Here is a 19699-nt window from a genome sequence, read left to right on the forward strand (position 1 = left end):
ATTAAATAATTAACCTCTACCGCCTCTAGATCCGCCACCTGAACGACCACCTCCAGAGCTACCACCAAAACTACCTCCTCGGCTTCCACCAAAACTACCTCCAGAAGAGCTTCTAGGAGTAGAATAGTTGTTGTTAGTTCTAGGAGTAGAGTTGTTGTTGCTTCTAGGGGTAGAATAGTTGTTATTTCTAGGAGTTCCAGTTGAATTTTCTCTTGGAGTTCTTGGTGTTACATTTGATCTTGTACCATTTTCTCTTGTTCTAGGAGTACTTCTTGTACTGTTGAAGTTTGGTCTAGAAGTGTTTGTTCTTCCATTTGAATAGTTATCTCTTCCTCTAGATGGATTATGATAAGCAGATCCGCCTCTTCTTCCACCATTGTATACAACATCTCTGCCATAACCATAGTATCCGTTCCATCCCCATCCAGCTCCGTAGTAACCTCCCCATCCTGGGCCATACCAATTATTCCAACCCCAGCCCCATCCAGGACCGTACCAAGAGTTCCATCCCCATCCCCAGTTGTTTCCATACCAAGAGTTCCAACCCCAATTCCATCCAATTCCCCAATATGGAGAATACCAGTTGTTCCAGCCCCAACCGTTATTGTAATAATTGATGGTTACATCAGATGAGTTATTGCCCCATCCAGCATAATTGTTGTTAGATTCATTTCTATAAACGGTTACAACAGTATCTTGAGCTTCTTGAGATTGATAACTATCTACGTCAGTAAAATAGGAATAATCCTGTTGCATTGTTTTAAATTGCTCAGCATATTTATTAGATTTTTCTAAATTTTGCTCAGAATATTTATTTTCAACTACTGTGTTAGATCTTTCAGAACCATAAACTCCATCATTATCATAGTAGGATGAATTTTGATAGGAACCACATGAAGTTGTGATTATTGCCAATAATCCAAACAAAGAAAATATGGCATTTTTTTTGGTAAACAAGTAATAAGTTTTCATAACTCTTATTTTTTTATTGTTGGACACTTCAAATTTAACTATTTTTGCCAAACAAATTAGTTAAAATTTATACAAACAATTTTTGTGCCAAAATATTCATAATGAGCAAGAACTTAACAACAAGAGCGGAAGATTATTCCAAATGGTATAACGAACTAGTCGTAAAGGCTGATTTAGCAGAAAATTCAGGAGTAAGAGGATGTATGGTGATTAAACCATACGGCTATGCAATTTGGGAAAAAATGCAAGCTGAACTAGATAGAATGTTTAAAGAAACAGGACATAGTAATGCTTATTTCCCCTTGTTTGTTCCAAAAAGCATGTTTGAAGCAGAAGAGAAAAATGCTGAAGGCTTTGCTAAGGAATGTGCCATTGTGACGCATTATCGTTTGAAAAATGATGAGGAAAGACCAGGGAAATTAATGGTAGACCCAAATGCTAAATTAGAAGAAGAGTTAATCGTTCGTCCAACTTCTGAAGCTATTATTTGGTCAACTTACAAAGGGTGGGTGCAATCGTACAGAGATTTACCTTTGCTAATTAATCAATGGGCAAATGTGGTTCGTTGGGAAATGAGAACGCGTTTGTTTTTAAGAACAGCTGAATTTTTATGGCAAGAAGGACACACGGCTCACGCAACACGTCAAGAAGCGATTGAAGAATCTGAAAAAATGATGAATGTGTATGCTGATTTCGTTCAAAATTTTATGGCAATTCCAGTTATCAAAGGTTTAAAAACGGAAACAGAACGTTTTGCTGGAGCTGATGAAACGTATTGTATTGAAGCGTTAATGCAAGACGGAAAAGCGTTGCAAGCGGGAACTTCACATTTCTTAGGTCAAAATTTTGCTAAAGCTTTTGATGTTAAATTTGCTAATAAAGAAGGAAAGCAAGAACATGTTTGGGGAACTTCTTGGGGTGTTTCAACACGTTTGATGGGAGCTTTAGTTATGACGCATTCAGATGATAAAGGATTGGTATTGCCTCCAAACTTAGCGCCAATTCAAGTAGTGATTGTTCCAATTTATAAAACAGACGAGCAGTTTGATGCAATTTCTGAACAAGTAAATGGTTTAGTTGCTGAATTGAGAAAATTAGGTATTTCAGTTAAATACGATAATAGAGATACTCAAAAACCAGGATTCAAGTTTGCAGAATGGGAATTAAAAGGTGTTCCGGTGCGAATTGCTCTTGGACCAAACGATTTAGAAAACGGAACTTACGAAATTGCGCGTAGAGATAATTTATCAAAAGAAGTAGTTGCTAAAGAAGGAGTAGTAGCTTACATTCAAAATTTATTAGCAACGATTCAAAATGATTTGTTTGCTAAAGCATTGGATTACAGAGATACTCACATTACGGAAGTGAATTCTTTTGAAGAGTTTAAAGAAGTTTTAGACACAAAAGGTGGCTTCTTAGCGGCACATTGGGATGGAACTGCAGAAACAGAAGAAAAAATCAAAGAATTAACAAAAGCAACTATCCGTTGTATCGCTTTAGATAGAGTAGAAGAAGCTGGGACTTGTGTTTTAACAGGAAAGCCTTCAACCGGAAGAGTCTTATTTGCAAAGGCTTACTAAAAAAATAGTAAAAAAAGCGAAAAAAAAATATTGATGCTATTGCAGGAATAAAAAATGTGTTTATCTTTGCACTCGCATTACAGAAATGAGGTCTTTAAGAGTTCAGAGTATGAGATGGCCCGTTCGTCTATCGGTTAGGACGCCAGGTTTTCATCCTGGTAAGAGGGGTTCGATTCCCCTACGGGCTACAAATATTGAGATTAAAAGAATTGGTTAATGGCCCGTTCGTCTATCGGTTAGGACGCCAGGTTTTCATCCTGGTAAGAGGGGTTCGATTCCCCTACGGGCTACAAAATTAGTTGTAAATAAGTTTTATAAAATAATAATTGGTGTCTCGGTTATTATTTTATTAGTTAAAACCAAAGTGATTGCAAATGTAATTGTGGGAGGTTTTTCTTTTTTAACTAGTAGTTTATAACAATTATTACAATTAAAAAAAGAACAAAATGGCAAATCATAAATCTGCTTTAAAAAGAATTAGAAGTAACGAGAAAAGAAGAGTATTAAACAGATACCAACACAAAACTACTCGTAACGCTATCAAAGCTATTCGTTTAGCTACTGACAAAGCTGAGGCTTCTGCAAAATTATCAACTGTAATTTCTATGATTGATAAATTAGCTAAGAAAAATATTATCCACGATAATAAGGCTTCTAACTTAAAATCTAAATTAACTAAACACGTAGCTTCTTTATAGTCTACTGTTAGTGAAATATACTAAAGCTCTCATTTTGAGGGCTTTTTTTATACGTTATTATTATGTTATTTCTACTAAAGTATTGATTACTATAGTGTTTTTATCAAAATAAACATTACCTTTGCACCTTCAAAAATTTTATAAATGACTTCTATTAGAAACATCGCAATTATTGCCCACGTTGACCACGGTAAAACTACTTTGGTTGATAAAATCATGTACCACTGTCAGTTGTTTCGTGAAAACGAAAACACAGGAGATTTAATCTTAGATAATAATGACTTAGAGCGTGAAAGAGGTATTACTATTACTTCTAAAAACGTTTCTGTAACTTACAAAGGAACAAAAATCAACATTATCGATACTCCAGGTCACGCCGATTTTGGTGGTGAAGTAGAGCGTGTACTTAATATGGCAGATGGTGTTTGTCTTTTAGTAGATGCTTTTGAAGGACCAATGCCACAAACGCGTTTCGTATTACAAAAAGCGATTGACTTAGGTTTAAAACCTTGTGTGGTTATTAACAAAGTAGATAAAGAAAACTGTACTCCAGAAGAAGTTCACGAAAAAGTTTTCGACTTAATGTTTGAATTAGGTGCAACTGAAGAGCAGTTAGATTTCCCAACAGTTTACGGTTCGGCTAAAAACAACTGGATGTCTGATGATTTCAGAAATCAAACAGAAAATATTGAGCCTTTATTAGATATGGTTTTGGAACATGTTCCAGCTCCTAAAGTTTCTGAAGGAACGCCTCAAATGTTAATTACATCTTTAGATTTCTCTTCGTTTACAGGTCGTATCGCGATTGGTCGTTTACAAAGAGGTGTTTTACGTGAAGGAATGAATATTTCTTTAGTAAAAAGAGATGGAAAAATAAGCAAATCAAAAATTAAAGAATTACATACTTTTGAAGGTTTAGGTCGTAAAAAAGTAGAAGAAGTTGTAGCAGGTGATATCTGTGCGATTGTAGGTTTAGAAGGTTTTGAAATTGGTGACACTGTTGCTGATTTTGAAAATCCAGAAGCTTTAACTTCTATTGCAATTGATGAGCCAACAATGAGTATGTTATTTACTATTAACGATTCTCCTTTCTTTGGTAAAGAAGGAAAATTTGTAACTTCTCGTCACATTAAAGATCGTTTGAACAAAGAGTTAGAGAAAAACTTAGCATTAAGAGTTAATGAAACTGATTCTGCTGATAAATTCTTAGTATTTGGTCGTGGTGTACTTCACTTATCAGTTTTAATTGAAACGATGAGAAGAGAAGGATATGAGTTACAAATTGGACAACCACAAGTTATCATCAAAGAAATCGATGGTGTTAAATGTGAGCCAATTGAAGAATTAACAGTTGATTTACCAGAAAATCTTTCAGGTAGAGCCGTAGAATTTGTAACGATCCGTAAAGGTGAAATGTTATCTATGGAGCCTAAAGGTGAGCGTATGATTATCAAATTCAACATTCCATCTCGTGGAATTATCGGATTAAGAAATCAATTATTAACAGCTACAGCTGGTGAAGCTATCATGTCGCACCGTTTTATTGATTACCAACCATTCAAAGGCGAAATTCCAGGACGTTTAGGTGGTTCATTAATTTCTATGGAAAACGGAAAAGCAATTCCTTATTCTATTGATAAATTACAAGACAGAGGTAAATTCTTCGTTGACCCGAATGAAGATATCTACGAAGGTCAGGTAATTGGTGAAAATTCACGTGGAGATGATATGGTAGTGAATGTAACTAAAACTAAAAAATTAACAAACGTACGTTCTTCTGGAAATGATGATAAAGCAAGAATTATTCCTGCAATCAAATTCTCATTAGAAGAAGCATTAGAGTACATTCAAAAAGATGAATATGTTGAGGTAACACCAAAATCGTTACGTTTACGTAAAATCTATTTGAATGAAAACGATAGAAAACGTTTCAAAATAGCATAATTTTTAAATCCCGATGAAAGTCGGGATTTTTTAGCATAAACAAGAATGGAAATTAAATTAAAGTACGGAATTGACAATTTGCTTTTCGGAATGAAAGAGCAAGATGTTACTAAAATTTTGGGTAAACCCGATACGCAATATAAAGATGAAGAAGAGAATGTTGTGTTCATGTATAACGCTAGAAAACTTCGCTTGATTTTTTATAAAGAAGAAGATTTTAGATTAGGATATATGACAACAACAAATCCGATTATTAAGTTGTTCAATACAACTGTAATTGGTAAAAATTGGAGTGATGTGTATCCGCTTTTGGAAAAAAATAAAATTAAACCATTTGAAACCGATACGATAGAAGGAATGATAAGTTATTTTAACGAGGAAAACTGGGTGTTTTTCCACGTAGATTATAACGAAATTGTTAAGATTGAAGTAGGAGCTGTTTTTAGTGATAAAGACGAATTTGACTGGAGATTTTAATTCAAGTAAGTATAAAAAAAGCCGCTAATTAACTTAGCGGCTTTTTTATTTATTGGTTTATCTTGATTAATTCAATTTCAAAAATTAAATCTGCATTTGGAGGAATAACACCGCCAGCACCTCTTTCACCATAAGCCAAATTAGAAGGAATATAGAATTTGTATTTAGAACCTTCAGGCATTAATTGAACACCTTCTGTCCAACCTTTAATTACTTGGTTTAAGCCAAAATCGATAGTTTCTCCTCTTTGTACACTACTGTCAAAAACTTTTCCGTCTAATAACATTCCTGTATAATGTACTTTAACGTTACTTGTTGCAACTGGTTTGTTTCCTGTTCCTTCTTGTAATACAATATATTTTAAACCACTTGGTGTAGTTGCTGCATTTGCAAATTCTTTTAAAGCTTTTTCTTTAGCTTCTTTTTGTTTTTCTACAGCTAATTTTTCAGCTGCTTCTTTTTTTACAAAGTAATCAGCAAACGTTTTTTCGGCATTGAATTTTTTAGCTTCTTTTCCTACTCTAATAATCTTTATAGAAGTAATTATATCATCTTGTACAATTTTATCAACAATGTCTAATCCGCTAGTTACATGTCCAAAAACGGTGTGTTTTCCATCTAACCATGGTGTAGCTTTGTGAGTGATAAAAAACTGACTTCCGTTAGTAGCTGGTCCAGCATTTGCCATTGATAAAATTCCTTTACCAGAATGCTTTAAATCAGCAACAATTTCATCATCAAATTTATAACCTGGACCACCCGAACCTTTTCCATCAGGACAACCACCTTGAATCATAAAATCAGCGATAACGCGGTGAAATTTTAAACCGTTATAGTATGGTTTTCCTTTAAATTTCGCATCTGCTTTTGGATTTTTCCCTTCAGCAAGCGAAATAAAATTAGCAACTGTAACAGGTGTTTTTTTGTATTCTAAAGTTGCTACAATTTTTCCTTTTGTTGTGTTGAATTCAGCAAAAATTCCTTCTTGTGTTTTGTTTTGTGCTACAGAAAATGTGGTGTAGCTTAACACTAGTATTAATAATTTAGAAATGTTTTTCATTTTATTTTTTAGTTTGTTGGTTTAAATTCTAAAAGTTCCACTTCAAATACAATATTTGCGTTAGGAGGGATAACATCACCAGCGCCTTCTTGACCATATCCTAATTCTGAAGGGATATACAACATTAATTTGTCTCCAAAGTTCATCATGTTAATTCCTTCAATAAATCCAGGAATAAATTGAAGATTTCCTATTGTTGATGGAATAGGAGTATAGCCACCTTGTTGTGCTCTTTGTTGATTAAATTTCCCAAATAATTTTGCAACATCTTCGTAACTCGTATCAAAAAGCTGACCGTTTTCTAAATATCCAGCGTAATTAACATTAACTTGAGTTCCATTTGAAGGTTTTTTATCGCCACCTTTTTTAATGATTTGATAAATTAAACCTGATTTTGTTTTGGTTCCTGTTGCTTTTAAAGTGGTAATTTCTTTAGCTTTATTTTCAATAATTTGCTTTGCTTTTTCTTCTGCTTCTTTAATTTCTTTAGCAACCGAAGAATAGTAGTTTTTGAAAATCTTTACGGCATCAAACTTTTTAGCCGTATTTCCAATTCTAATAATTGTGATTTTTTCTATCACATCATCAGCAGTGATAGTATTAATGATTTCTAATCCTTCAACTACTTCACCAAAAACAGTATGCATATTATCTAGCCAAGGTGTTTCTTTGTGAGTGATGAAAAACTGGCTTCCATTAGTACTTGGTCCAGCATTAGCCATTGATAAAATCCCGGCTTTTGAATGTCTTAAATCAGGATGAAATTCATCTTTAAATTTATAACCTGGTCCACCAGAACCATCTCCATTCGGATCGCCACCTTGAATCATAAAATCAGCAATTACACGGTGAAATTTTAATCCGTCGTAAAAAGGTTTTCCTTTAAATTCTTCGCTTACGAAAGGATTTTTTCCCTCGGCTAAGGTTACGAAATTAGCAACTGTATTCGGAACTTTTTCAAATTCTAATTTTACAATCATGTTTCCTTTTGAGGTTTCAATATCGGCATACAAACCTTCTTTAAGGTTGTCATAAGATTTCGAACAGGAAGCAAAAAATGTAACAATGCTTAATAATAAAATGGAAGTAATTTTCATTAGGTATTAATTTTTAGCTTGAGTATCAACTTTTATATCGTTTAAACTTACAGTACAAATTAGAGGTTCGTTAGTCCCAATTTTTTTATCATCACCATGATAGCCGTACGCCATGTGTGATGGAAACAAGAAAGTGACAGTTTCTCCCTTTTTCATTAATTTGATTCCGTCTCGCAATCCCATCATAATGTTTTCTTTATCTACGTAATAAACTTGAGGTTTTGTATCGGCAATTGTGTAAATAATTCTGCTTTTTAAATCTTTGATTTCATAATCAAAAAAAGCAATATCACCTCTTTTAGGAGTAGGTGTAATTTCGTCTACTTTTGTTTCGTATTTGTACCAATATCCCTTGTTTGAAGCGATGTATGATTTTAAAGAATCGTTTTTAATAATTTCAGCAATTAAATCTTCTTCGTCAGCGATTAATATTTTGTTTCGCTCAATAGATTCTTTTATGAAAGTTCCTGAAGTGTGAGAAATAGGTTTTCTAGCTTGTTGCTGTTGCGAACAACTTGCTAAGAAAATCATTGCTCCAAATAGGAATAGGTTTTGAATTTTCATAATTATTTTTTTTCTGTTGCTAAAATAGCAATAAATTGTTGTATCGTTTCGTCTAAATTTGAAAAAGATTTTCCACCAGCGGCATTGATGTGTCCACCTCCATTGAAATGATTTCGCGCAAATTGATTTACATCAAAATCACCTTGTGAACGGAATGAAATTTTGATAATTCCTTCTTCTTTGTTTTCGATGAAAATGGCAGTAAAATCAATTCCTTTGATGCTTAAACCGTAGTTTACGATTCCTTCTGTATCTCCTTTTTGATGCCCAAATTCGTTTAACTCGTCTTGGGTTAAAGTAATATAAGTTGTTTTGTATTCAGGAAGCATTTTCAAATTCTGAAGAGCTTTTCCTAATAACAACAAACGATTGTATGATGAATTATCGAAAAGTAAATTATGAATTTCGCTGTTGTTGATGCCTTTTTCAATTAAATTGGCAACACATTTGTGAGTAGCACTGGTAGTTTTTGGAAAACGGAAACTTCCAGAATCGGTAACAATTCCAGTATATAAACACGTTGCAACTGTTTTGTTGATTAGATTTTCAAAGCCTAATTGGTGAATAAAATCATACACCATTTCACAAGTTGAACCATAAGCGGTATCTGAAAAAGTATATGTTGCATAACCATCTGGCGCTTGATGATGGTCAATCATTACACTTGGAACTGTTAGTGTTTTCAGTGCATTTTCCATTTGGTCACCAGTTCGATGCAAAGCGTTAAAATCTAATGTAAAAAGTAATTCAGTTTTTTCTAAAATGGCTTTACAAGTATCAAAACTGCGTTCAAAAATTATAACTTTTTCGCTTTCTGGTAACCAATCTAAGAAATCGGGAAATTCGTTTGGAGCCATAACAATTACTTCATGTTGTAATTGTTTTAATGTGTGATATAAGCCTAAAGTTGAACCCATAGCGTCTCCATCTGGATTTCTATGTGGTACAATTGTAATTTTTTTTGGTGTAGCTAAAAGCGATTTTATAGCTTCAATTTCGTGTATTTGCATCATACTGCGAATATATTATTTTGTAAGCTATTCTGCAATTATTATACCTAACGTTTTAATGTAAAGTGTCCTTTTACCGATTTGCCGTTTGTTAATTTGATTTCAAACCAATAATCGCTTGCAGGTAAAAGATTTCCATTGAAAGTTCCGTTCCAGCCTTCACTCGAACCTGATATTTGTTTAAGTAATTTTCCATATCGGTCAAAAACGGTAATAATACTATTTTCTAAATTTCGTTTTTCGAGATTTTTAATATACCAAGTATCGTTGTACCCATCATTATTTGGAGTGAAATATTTTGGATAATCTAAAATGTAAAACGTTTCGAAAACAATACCACAACCTTTTTTGTCTTGAATATAAACCGTGTATTCGCCTGCATTCAGATTGCTGAAAACATTAGAATCTTGATAGTTAACTCCATCTAAAGAAAATTCATAATCACCTAAACTTGAAGCAGCAACTTGAATAATTGCTGAATTATTTTCTTGAAAATCGTTAATAATTATATCTTCAATTGTTGCAATTCCTGATGCTTCAATGGTAAACGTTTTAGTTTTAGAACAGTTTAAAGCATTGGTAAGTGTTACTTCATAAATTCCTCCTGAGTTTACTGTGATTTGTTGGGTAAACTGTGGTGGAATTGTATTCCATTCGTAAGATGAAAATCCGCTTCCAGCATCTAAAGTTAAAATAGAATCTTCGCAAAGACCGATAGTTTCATCTACTAAAATTGTATCAAATATATTTACTACTAAATTCACAGGATAATCAGAATAACAACCTTGAACATTCATGATTCTGGCATAAATGGTTTGATTGTTTGGAATTGTATTGGTATAATTTGTTGGCAAAGCAGTTGTGCTTGTAGGAATTTCAAAAAATGAAACGACATAACCTGCAGGAAGATTAGTAAATAATAGATTTTTAATGTTATCTAAATTAAATACTGTTTTGCCATCTTGATTTGCGTCAGCATCACATTCTGTAAATAAATCCTGATTGATTACTAACGATTCTGCGTATTCGATTTTAAGTGTATTTGAAGGCGGAGAACACGTGGTGCCATAAAAAATATCTACCGTATAATCTCCAGCTGATGTAATAGTATAAGTCGAATTTATTGCGCCTAGAATTTGATTCCCATTTTGAAACCATTGGTAACCCGTTGCTCCAACTTGAGTTGCATCAACAGTTAAAGTTTCGCCAGGACAAAGTGGATTTCCTGTTGCAATTAAGCGGTCTACTCCTAAATCGATTCCGAAATTAAAACTTCCACCTTTTAAGAATATGGCTGAGTCATAACGGTAATTTCCTTCATCTGCAATGACTAATTTAATATGATAAGTTTGACCAGGAACTACATCGGCTTGGGCTGTTAAAACGGTGGTTTGTCCATTAAAATTGGTAGGATGAGTAGTTCCGTTGAAAGCATCAAAATAAGCTGCATTTGCTGGCGGACAAATTGTGCCAGGACCACGAACGGTGTTCACTTTTACGGGTATATTTGTGCCAGGAATTATGGCTAAATTATCATAGGTAGTAGCACTTGCTTCTTTTAGTAAAAATGCAAAACCATCAGTAAAATTACATTGATTAGAAGATGGACTTGTTAAATATTGTTCGGATGAAAAAATGTAATCAAAACTGATTCTATTTCCTAAGGGAATAAAATCGAATTCTAAAACAGTAGCATTAAAAGTGTTACTTAATCCTAAAGCATCGTTTAAGTCAGAATCGCCATTCCAACCCATGCCACCACCGTCGTCTGAAAGATAACTATTTGGTCCGGGAGCGTTATTTATTTTTCCTGTAGAAAGAATAATTCCGTTTTCAAAAGGAAATGTAGTTCCTGTAGCATCAAAATAGCCAAAACTTTTTTCTCCAGTGGCAAAATTTCCTCCTGAAACACTCACATTAAAAACGTTAGCACAAGGACTGTTGATTAAGATATCTTCAACTAAATCTTGCGGGGTGTAACTTTCATCAACCGAAATATTTTGTGCGTTTCCAAATTGGATTCCAAGCCCAAAAATTAAACAGAAAATGATATATTTTAATATACTCATAGCATCGGCAAAGATACTACAAATCGCGCTTTTTCAAAATGTAATAAGATGTTAAAATAAATATAAATGTCCAGACTAAAACAATGCTGATTTGTGAGAAATGAATGCTGTAATCTTTTGCGGCTTGAGCTCCTCCAACTGCATTTTCTATTGTTTTAATTGCGCTTAATCTGGTGATTGGTTCTTTTACTAAATTACTCATCGCTTCAATTGGAAAGTACTGAATAATAGTGTCTCCGAAGTTTTTATGTTTGTCATCGCCACCTAAGATTACAAATTTTACTATCCAATAAAAGATATTTTCTGCAACAAACCAAACAAATAAAAATCCCAAAGCAAAAGCACTTCGTTTTACTAAAATCCCTAAGAACAAACAGAAAGAGAAAAAGGCAAAAAGTTTGATGAAAAAAGCTAACAAATACTCTAAGTCTGTGAAAACGATTGATAATTCATTGTAGGAAGAAAATGAATATCCTAAAATTAATGACATTATGAATACAAAAACTGTTGAAGCTATAGCAAAACTAGCAACAACTAAAAACTTAGAAAGTATAAATTCTTTTTTGCTTAAACCATCAATAAGGTTTTGTTTTAGCGTACCGTAAGTGTATTCATTTGCCATCATGGAAACAATTACAATAGCTAAAAATATCTTGAAAAATGCCGCAACATAAGTATTAAAATGCCAAATGTATGGGAAATTGAAAATTCCTTGGTCAGCAATTCTGATTTCGAAAGTTCCAATGCTAAATTTAATAGAAGCAATTAAGGCAATGAAACTTAATAAGACAAAATAGGTTAATAATAAAACGCGACTGGCTTTGTTTTTCCAAATTTTTTGAAATTCTATAGAAAGTAATCTTTTCATCGGTGGTTAGTTTTTTGTTAATTCAAGGAATTGTTCTTCAAGGCTGTTTTTTCTTTTTACAAGGTGTTCTAAAACAATGTTTTGCTCAAATAAGTATGAATTCAAATCCTGAGCAGCAATGTCTTGTTTTAAATACACCAAAAGTTTTCCATCTTCTTCAATAGTGTTTTCTATAAAAGAATGTTGGTCTAAAACGGATTTTAATTGAACAATATCATTTGATTTTAGTTCGAAGAAACTGTTGTTCTCAATCATGTTATGCACGGTTCCTTGATACAACATTTCGCCTTTTCGTAAAACTACCACATGACTACACACTTTTTCTACTTCGTCTAACAAATGCGAAGCCAATAAAATGGTTGTTCCTTGTGATGCAATTACTTTAATAATATCTCGAATTTGACGAATTCCTTGCGGATCTAAACCGTTGGTAGGTTCATCTAAGATTAGGATTTCTGGATCGTTTAATAGGGCAGAAGCAATAGCTAAACGTTGTTTCATTCCTAAAGAATAAGTTTTGAATTTGTCGTTTTTGCGTTCTAAAAGTCCTACTAATTCTAATTTCTCGTCTACTTTTGAAAATGGCGTCCCCTTGATTTTACAAACCAATTCCAAATTTTCTTTGGCCGTCATGTATGGGTAAAAGTTCGGTCGTTCGATGATGGCACCTACTTTTTTCAAGGCGTCATGTGTTGCAACTTTTCCGCCAAACCATTCAAAATCGCCTGAAGTTTTATTGACAACATTTAATACAATTCCTAAAGTGGTTGATTTTCCAGAGCCGTTGGGTCCAAGAATTCCGTAAACATTTCCTTTTTTGATTTCAAAAGACACGTTTTTAACTGCGTGCAAATGTTTATTGAAAATCTTGTTTAGATTCGAGATTTTTAAAATGGTTTCCAAGTTTGTTCGTTTTTTGATTTAAATATAAGACGAACGAATTTTAGATTTGTTACGGATTAAATTTATTGCAAATAAAAAATCCCTAACATTATGGCTTGGTCAGGGATTTTAAGTAAACTTGGAGCAAAATTAATATTGTATAAAGTTGTTGATTTTTACATTTTTAGCTTTTAAATCGTGCATTAAATTGTATAAACCAAAGAAGGTTCTATTGATATAAATGAAATGTTTGGAACCGCGATTTCCGTTCATGTTTCTTAATTCGGTGCTTTTTGAATAGCGTTCGCCTAAATCGGCAATTTGACCGAAAAATTCTTCGTCTGAAAAATCAAATTCTTCTGCATGAAATGGTCTTGCGAATAAACTTAATAATTCGTGAAACATTGCTGTGAAAAACTCGGTTTCTTCTTTAGAATCGTCTGTTCTTAATATTTCTAACTCATAAAGTTTCGATTTAAAGAATTCAGGATTGTTCAAGTTTTCTTTTTTCGCCAATTCAAAATACGGTACATAAAAATCATTCGGAACTTCTTTGATACACCCAAAATCCAATGCAATTAGTTTAGTATCTTTCGTTATTAAGAAGTTTCCAGGATGTGGATCGGCATGTACCTTTTTCAAATTGTGCATTTGGAACATATAAAAATCCCAAAGCGTTTGTCCTAAAATATTCGATTTTTCAGTATCAGTATTATGAGCAGTGAATTCTGATAAATGCTCACCTGTCATCCAATCCATCGTGATGATTTTCTCTGAAGACCAATCTGGATAATACTTTGGAAAAATCAAATTTGGGATGTTTTGACAAGCTTCGGCCATTTCAATACTTTGTTTGACTTCGTTGATGTAATTGGTTTCTTCAATCAATTTGTCTTCAACTTCTTTAAAGTATTTATCGGAATCTTTTCCTTTAATATTGAACATTTTTATCGCAATTGGTTTTACCATTGCCAAATCTGAACTAATACTTTCAGCCACTCCAGGATATTGAATTTTCACAGCAAGATTTTTCCCATCCTTGCTCGCTTGGTGCACTTGACCAATGCTCGCAGCGTTTATTGAAGTGGCGTTAAAAGTGTCAAATATTTCGTTTGGCTGTTTACCAAAGTAATTTTTAAAGGTTTTGTTTACCAATGGTGGCGATAATGGTGGAACCGAAAATTGTGCCAATGAAAATTTCTCCACATAAGCACGAGGCAAAATACTTTTGTCCATGCTTAGCATTTGCGCTACTTTCAAAGCGCTACCCTTCATTTGTTTTAACCCGTCGTAAATGTCAGAAGCGTTGTTTAAATTCAGATTTTCTTTGGCTTCTTCTTCGGTTTTAGTGATTTTGTCACCGTAATATTTAAGATAATTCACACCTACTTTTGCACCGGTTTGAATCAGTTTAGAAGCACGTTGAATTTTTGATGTTGGGATACTATCGATTGTTTTCATGTGATTACATTTTAAATGAGCTTCTTTCTTGCCACATGAATTTTCCAAAATCAATTAAACTTTTGAATGGAGTAGTATCCATTAAATCAAAACTAGTATTAACTGATTTTTCAATGAAAATATCGGTTTTTTCGAATGAAATTGAGGTGTCTTCAATCCAAAATTTTAGAGTGAATAAAAATTGGAACCAAGCCATTTCACTAATTGTTTTCTCTTGAAATTCGATTAATTTTTCTTGTTTTAAATCGATTTTTTCAATTTCTAAAGTGTCGTAAAACTGTTTGAAGCTTTTTCTTAATTCACTTAGTTTGGATAAACTTTTCAATTTGTTTTTGTCTTCTTTCAACAATGCAACAACAAAACTTCTGTTTGCCGTTAGCATTTCGAAATAAGTGAAATAGAAACTCAACAATTGCGTGCGAGCATCGTAAGAAGCGAATTCTTCACTATTTCCTAATAATTCTAATGTATTATCGAACAGCGAAGTGAAAAAGTTTTGCTCAATTTGGTTAAAAGAAGCATAGTGTTTGTAAAACAAACCTTCCTCAAAACCAGCATGTTTGGCAAACAAATAAACCGATTTCGGTTGCTTGTTGTGTTCTAAGAAATAATCGATGTATAAACTTAAAATGCCTTCTTTGTTTATTTCTTTCTTCTTTGCCATGATTCTAAATATTTTTCTCAAAGGTACAGAATGTTTAATTTAAAACCAAAAATGTTAAACAAAATATTTTGTTAAAGTTCTTTCAAAAAAAACCTCAAGTACATTGCTGTAATTGAGGTTTAATAATTTGTATGTAAACTGTTTACGATTTCTGCTCTTTGTTAAAGTAAACCAAGTAATAATACATTTGTTTTTCTTCGTCCCAACCTTTCTCCACGAATTTCTCCGCACTTTCTGGGTTAATGAAATCCAATTTGATTTGGATATTCGTATCCAATTGAATCGTATTTTTTAACGTACGACGAACATCAGTAACCGCAGCATTTGCAATTGGGAAACTTGAAACGTCTTCGATGCTGTATTTCGCACCTTTATCTACTTTATAATTTTTGAATTCTGGAATGAACTCAGGATTTTGCATTACTTCGTTCAGGAAAGCCGTTTCTTCAAACTCATCATTTTTCGCAAAGTGGTTGATAGCACGGTTCATGAATAATACTTCTTGTTGTTTGTCTTCAGCAGGTAAAACAACTTCTTTAGCAAACTCTTGACAGAATTTTAAGTATTTCTTCGTCATGAAGTTTTCATCTTGAAACGCATCAACCGATAAGAAATGCTCTAACCAATAACGTGCATCGTAACGGTTGCTATCAACGGTTAAAATTTTGTAGCCTTCTTCTTTTTTGTAGTTGAAAATGATACAACCTTTGTCCAACTTATTCAAGTTGATTCCTTGTTGTAAAATCATTTCTAAGTTGCTTCCGTTTTCTTCAAATTGTAAGAAATCGGTTTGTACTTCACTTTTGAAAACACCAATAGCATCAACTACATTATTATCGATAGAAACGTGTGTAAAATAGGCTACATACACTTCTCCGTTTTTAATATGTGGATGATTTGATTGCTCAAAAAGGTGTTTTGTGATTTTTTTAGAAACGTTGTGAATTTCGCTAGGATTATTGAAAACTTCGGTAGCAAAATTGTACATCTCGTTGTATTCTAAATCTACTTCATGAGCAAACTGAAAGTAGTTTTCTTCTTTTTCTCTAAAAGGTTTAAAGAAAAATTCCTTCAACAAAGGCATGATTTCATCATTCAATCCGTATGGATTTTCAGATAAGAAAATAGCTTCATTTCTGCTTTTATTTCCTACCCTATGAATTGATAGGTTTTCGATATGTGCGTTAAATAAGTTGATCATTTTTAAATTTAAGTTTAAAAGGTTAGGAGTTTAGAAGTTTAAAAGAGTTTGTAAGGAGTATTTTCCTTATAAGCTTTTAACATATCAACTTTTAACCCATTTTTTAATTCCAATTTTCTTCAAATCCCATGTCTTCGAAGCTGTCATCGCCATCAAACATGTCGAAATCATCGTCATCGAAATCGTCTTCAAAGTCACCGTAAATATCGTCATTAGAAATATCACCTCTTAATCCGCTTTGACCTGCTTCTGCTGGTAATTCGCCATGAGAAAATAATAAAGCTGGATAAGTTTCACCTGCTTCTTTTTCTTCTTCAATAGCAGCTAATTCCACGAAGAATGTCCACATGCTAAAGAAATCATATACATACACCATTTTGGTATTGTCTTGGTGCATCAAATCTTCAATTTTGAAGTCTACCATCGTTTTCATTTCACCAGGAACTTCTCCGGTATCAAACAATGGAATTTCGTCTTCTTCGTTCCAAGTCCAATCGTCTTCACAAGTAAAGAATGAACCTGTTTCTGTTCCATCAAAGCCAAAAGCGTTTACGATAGCATTGTGTAAATCTTCTAAGGTGTTGTCGCTTTCAATGGCAATATCTCTAAAAATATCTTCTTCAGCATCGAGAATCACTCGGAATTTGTAAATCATAATCTTTGAAATTTTAAGAAATGCAAAAGTAATTATTATTTATGAGAAACTTTTTTGCTTTTGCGATTTGTTGATAAGATTTTAAAATATGGATAATGAGGTTTCAGTCGTTAATCGTTCTAAGGTTTCCAAGCCATAAAATGAATTTCCTTTTTTGTTTAATTTCGGACTCCAAACCGCTACCGTATAATGATTTGGAAAAACTGCAACTACGCCACCACCAACACCACTTTTTCCTGGAAGTCCCACTTTAAACGTAAATTCGCCTGCTTGATCATAAAAACCACACATTTGCATTAAGGCATTCATGCGTTTGCATTTGCTAGTCGAAAGGAATTTTTTATCACTTTTTGGAATTACGCCATTATTAGCAAATACTTGAAAGCACTTAGCCAAATCAACGCAAGTCATTTCAATAGAACATTGATGGTAATAAAAATCTAAAACTGCTTCGGGTTCGTTTTTGATGTTCCCAAAGGATTTGATAAAGTTTACTAAAGCTGCATTTCTATAACCAAAAGCTTTTTCGGATTGTGCTACATTTTTGTTGTAATTGATATTTGGATTTTCTGTCAGTTCTCTTACGAAATCAAGAAGGAATGCTTTTGGATTTTCAAAATGATCTAACATTAAATCGGCAACAACTAAAGCACCAGCATTGATAAATGGATTTCTTGGAATACCATTTTCATTTTCCAATTGTACTAAGGAATTAAATGAATTTCCAGAAGGTTCGTAACCAACGCGTTCCCATAAATCGTTTCCAATTTTAGAATGCAATTCCGAATTTATTGGCATCAATTTTTGCTAATTCTGGAATGTAATCGGCTACTTTTCCGGTGTTTTCGATTTGTATGACTTCGTTGTAAATTCCGTCTAAAATATCTTGGTATGCCATGAAACTAATTTTGGTAAAAATAGTTACTTACAGAAAAGGAATGCGTTTTTTGAGCTCTTTTTTTGATAAAAAATTACCTTTTGAAGGATAGTGTCTTTTTGAGGGGATATTGTTAAAAATTAAAGCAGTTATCAAAAGAATAATAGCACCAGATAAAACGGGCGAAATCACATAGAAATACCCCAATTCTTTTATTTTATCGGAACCTGCAATGGCAATTAAAGCAGTGGCTCCACCTGGTGGATGTAAGGTTTTTGTAATTTGCATTAAAACAATAGATAAGGAAACTGCTAAAGGAGCCGCTACCCAAATTAAATCGGGTAATAATTTATAAATACTTACTCCAATTATTGCTGAAATAACGTGGCCTCCAATAAGGTTTCGAGGTTGCGCTAGAGGACTTTCAATAACTCCGTAAATCAAAACACAAGTAGCTCCAAAAGAACCAATAAGAAAAACATTGTCCGAAGCAGAGAAAATCCGAAATTGTAGTAAACTTATAATTCCTAAACCTATAAACGATCCTAAAAAAGCCCAAAAGTGTTCTTTAAAATCAACTAAAGTTTCTTTGTATAAAACGTATTTTGCTTTTCTGTAATTGCGTTTTAGCTTTTTTGTCATTTCGTTTTTTTAAAGAATTGAGGTTTAATTTTTTGTAATTTTTTTCCTTTAGAAGGAACAATGCAAAGTTAATTTTTTAAATTAAAACATGACTAGAAAACTAAAACTTACAATTCATCCTCAAAAAATGACAGTTCGGTTAGTTTCAATTTTATGGGTGCGATTTCTGTTGCAACTTTGCTTCATCAAAATAAGATAGTTCAAGCGCAAGAACAAAAACAAGATCAAAATCAAAAATCAAAAAACGAACATTAGTATTAATCAATTAAAAAAAGCAAAGTGTCTCCGAGAATCTCTAATCAACACAATCAAAATCAAAAAATCTCGGTGAAGCTCTGTGTAAAAACAATTAAAATTATGACAAAATTAATCACTATCATCGCAATGTTTGTCGCTTCAATTGTATCAGCGCAAACACAGTTTGATCAAGGAATGCAAAAAGCCTTACAAACTTGGAAAGAAAGAAATTCAAAAGAAGCATTAGTTCAATTCGAGAAAATTGCTTCGGTTGAAAAAACAAATTGGTTGCCAAATTACTACATCGCTTTTATCACTACAACACAAGCTTTTGGCGAAAAAGACAAAACTAAAATGGAGTCTTTATTGAATTCGGCTCAAAAAGCACAAGATGTTTGTAACGAATTAGCTCAAGACAATCCAGAAGTTTTAGTGCTACAAGCCATGATTCACACCGCTTGGATTGTATATGATCCAATGACAAACGGACAAAGGTTATCAGGAGACGTGATGTATATTTTGAATAAAGCGTATAAAATAGCTCCTGAAAACCCGAGAGTTGTGTTTCAAAAAGCTTCGTTTGAAAAAGGTATGGCACAATATTTTGGACAAGATACGCAACCAATGTGTGCCCAAATTGAAAAAGCAATCGAACTTTTTGCTACTTTTAAACCTGAATCGGCTTTTCATCCAAGTTGGGGATTAGACAAAGCACAAGAAGCAGTAAAGGGTTGTAAATAA

At 33.1% G+C, this 19699-nt stretch carries 18 protein-coding genes, 2 tRNA genes and 1 pseudogene; 7 read left to right on the forward strand and 14 right to left on the reverse strand.

Features of this window, described 5'->3' with window-relative positions:
* Nucleotides 1-9 precede the first annotated feature (9 nt).
* Nucleotides 10-972, reverse strand: coding sequence for a hypothetical protein (locus L6Q46_RS04140; protein WP_291283247.1), 963 nt, complete (start codon nucleotides 970-972; stop codon nucleotides 10-12).
* A 101-nt stretch (nucleotides 973-1073) separates the two neighbouring features.
* Between L6Q46_RS04140 and proS the strand changes: the two genes are divergently transcribed.
* From proS to L6Q46_RS04170, 6 genes are all read left to right on the forward strand, one after another.
* On the forward strand, nucleotides 1074-2552 hold the full coding sequence (gene proS, locus L6Q46_RS04145; RefSeq protein WP_291283248.1) for a proline--tRNA ligase: 1479 nt from the start codon (nucleotides 1074-1076) through the stop codon (nucleotides 2550-2552).
* Between the two features lie 116 nt (nucleotides 2553-2668).
* Nucleotides 2669-2740, forward strand: a tRNA-Glu gene (locus tag L6Q46_RS04150).
* 30 nt (nucleotides 2741-2770) lie between these two features.
* Nucleotides 2771-2842: transfer RNA gene (locus L6Q46_RS04155), tRNA-Glu, on the forward strand.
* Nucleotides 2843-2998: 156 nt separating this feature from the next.
* Nucleotides 2999-3250, forward strand: coding sequence for a 30S ribosomal protein S20 (gene rpsT, locus L6Q46_RS04160; RefSeq protein ID WP_026724626.1), 252 nt, complete (start codon nucleotides 2999-3001; stop codon nucleotides 3248-3250).
* A 144-nt stretch (nucleotides 3251-3394) separates the two neighbouring features.
* Nucleotides 3395-5194 carry a translational GTPase TypA gene (gene typA / locus L6Q46_RS04165; protein ID WP_111566808.1) on the forward strand — a complete coding sequence of 600 codons (1800 nt, stop codon included), beginning with the start codon at nucleotides 3395-3397 and terminating at the stop codon, nucleotides 5192-5194.
* A gap of 45 nt (nucleotides 5195-5239) precedes the next feature.
* Nucleotides 5240-5671, forward strand: a complete 432-nt coding sequence (locus tag L6Q46_RS04170; protein WP_111566807.1) for a hypothetical protein — start codon at nucleotides 5240-5242, stop codon at nucleotides 5669-5671.
* A gap of 49 nt (nucleotides 5672-5720) precedes the next feature.
* Here L6Q46_RS04170 and L6Q46_RS04175 read toward each other — a convergent pair whose 3' ends face one another.
* From L6Q46_RS04175 to L6Q46_RS04235, 13 genes and pseudogenes are all read right to left on the reverse strand, one after another.
* On the reverse strand, nucleotides 5721-6731 hold the full coding sequence (locus tag L6Q46_RS04175) for a peptidylprolyl isomerase (protein ID WP_291283249.1): 1011 nt from the start codon (nucleotides 6729-6731) through the stop codon (nucleotides 5721-5723).
* Between the two features lie 8 nt (nucleotides 6732-6739).
* Nucleotides 6740-7828 (reverse strand): peptidylprolyl isomerase, encoded by a 1089-nt coding sequence (locus L6Q46_RS04180; RefSeq protein ID WP_291283250.1) that lies wholly within the window; start codon nucleotides 7826-7828, stop codon nucleotides 6740-6742.
* Nucleotides 7829-7834: 6 nt separating this feature from the next.
* Nucleotides 7835-8392, reverse strand: a complete 558-nt coding sequence (gene gldI, locus L6Q46_RS04185) for a gliding motility-associated peptidyl-prolyl isomerase GldI (protein ID WP_111566804.1) — start codon at nucleotides 8390-8392, stop codon at nucleotides 7835-7837.
* Nucleotides 8393-8394: 2 nt separating this feature from the next.
* Nucleotides 8395-9405, reverse strand: coding sequence for a bifunctional oligoribonuclease/PAP phosphatase NrnA (locus L6Q46_RS04190; protein WP_291283251.1), 1011 nt, complete (start codon nucleotides 9403-9405; stop codon nucleotides 8395-8397).
* Nucleotides 9406-9449: 44 nt separating this feature from the next.
* Nucleotides 9450-11471: a choice-of-anchor L domain-containing protein gene (locus L6Q46_RS04195; RefSeq protein ID WP_291283252.1), complete on the reverse strand. Its 2022-nt coding sequence runs from the start codon at nucleotides 11469-11471 to the stop codon at nucleotides 9450-9452.
* 16 nt (nucleotides 11472-11487) lie between these two features.
* Nucleotides 11488-12339: an ABC transporter permease gene (locus L6Q46_RS04200; protein ID WP_291283253.1), complete on the reverse strand. Its 852-nt coding sequence runs from the start codon at nucleotides 12337-12339 to the stop codon at nucleotides 11488-11490.
* Nucleotides 12340-12345: 6 nt separating this feature from the next.
* Nucleotides 12346-13242 carry an ABC transporter ATP-binding protein gene (locus L6Q46_RS04205; RefSeq protein WP_291283254.1) on the reverse strand — a complete coding sequence of 299 codons (897 nt, stop codon included), beginning with the start codon at nucleotides 13240-13242 and terminating at the stop codon, nucleotides 12346-12348.
* A gap of 129 nt (nucleotides 13243-13371) precedes the next feature.
* Entirely contained in the window at nucleotides 13372-14682 is a 1311-nt protein-coding gene (locus tag L6Q46_RS04210; RefSeq protein WP_291283255.1) for an AarF/UbiB family protein, read from the reverse strand.
* Nucleotides 14683-14686: 4 nt separating this feature from the next.
* A complete protein-coding gene (locus L6Q46_RS04215; RefSeq protein ID WP_291283256.1) occupies nucleotides 14687-15346 on the reverse strand; it encodes a TetR family transcriptional regulator C-terminal domain-containing protein in 660 nt (219 codons plus the stop codon).
* A gap of 142 nt (nucleotides 15347-15488) precedes the next feature.
* On the reverse strand, nucleotides 15489-16547 hold the full coding sequence (locus tag L6Q46_RS04220) for a nucleoid-associated protein (RefSeq protein WP_291283257.1): 1059 nt from the start codon (nucleotides 16545-16547) through the stop codon (nucleotides 15489-15491).
* Nucleotides 16548-16650: 103 nt separating this feature from the next.
* Nucleotides 16651-17202 (reverse strand): hypothetical protein, encoded by a 552-nt coding sequence (locus tag L6Q46_RS04225; RefSeq protein WP_291283258.1) that lies wholly within the window; start codon nucleotides 17200-17202, stop codon nucleotides 16651-16653.
* An 81-nt stretch (nucleotides 17203-17283) separates the two neighbouring features.
* A pseudogene (gene glsA, locus L6Q46_RS04230) lies at nucleotides 17284-18100 on the reverse strand (glutaminase A).
* Nucleotides 18101-18127: 27 nt separating this feature from the next.
* The gene (locus tag L6Q46_RS04235) at nucleotides 18128-18721 is read right to left on the reverse strand and encodes an HPP family protein (protein WP_291283259.1); all 594 of its coding nucleotides are present in this window, start codon (nucleotides 18719-18721) and stop codon (nucleotides 18128-18130) included.
* Between the two features lie 357 nt (nucleotides 18722-19078).
* Between L6Q46_RS04235 and L6Q46_RS04240 the strand changes: the two genes are divergently transcribed.
* Nucleotides 19079-19699 carry a hypothetical protein gene (locus L6Q46_RS04240; RefSeq protein ID WP_291283260.1) on the forward strand — a complete coding sequence of 207 codons (621 nt, stop codon included), beginning with the start codon at nucleotides 19079-19081 and terminating at the stop codon, nucleotides 19697-19699.

Origin of the sequence: Flavobacterium sp., from assembly GCF_023151265.1 — a bacterium.
Taxonomy (GTDB): Bacteria; Bacteroidota; Bacteroidia; order Flavobacteriales; family Flavobacteriaceae; genus Flavobacterium.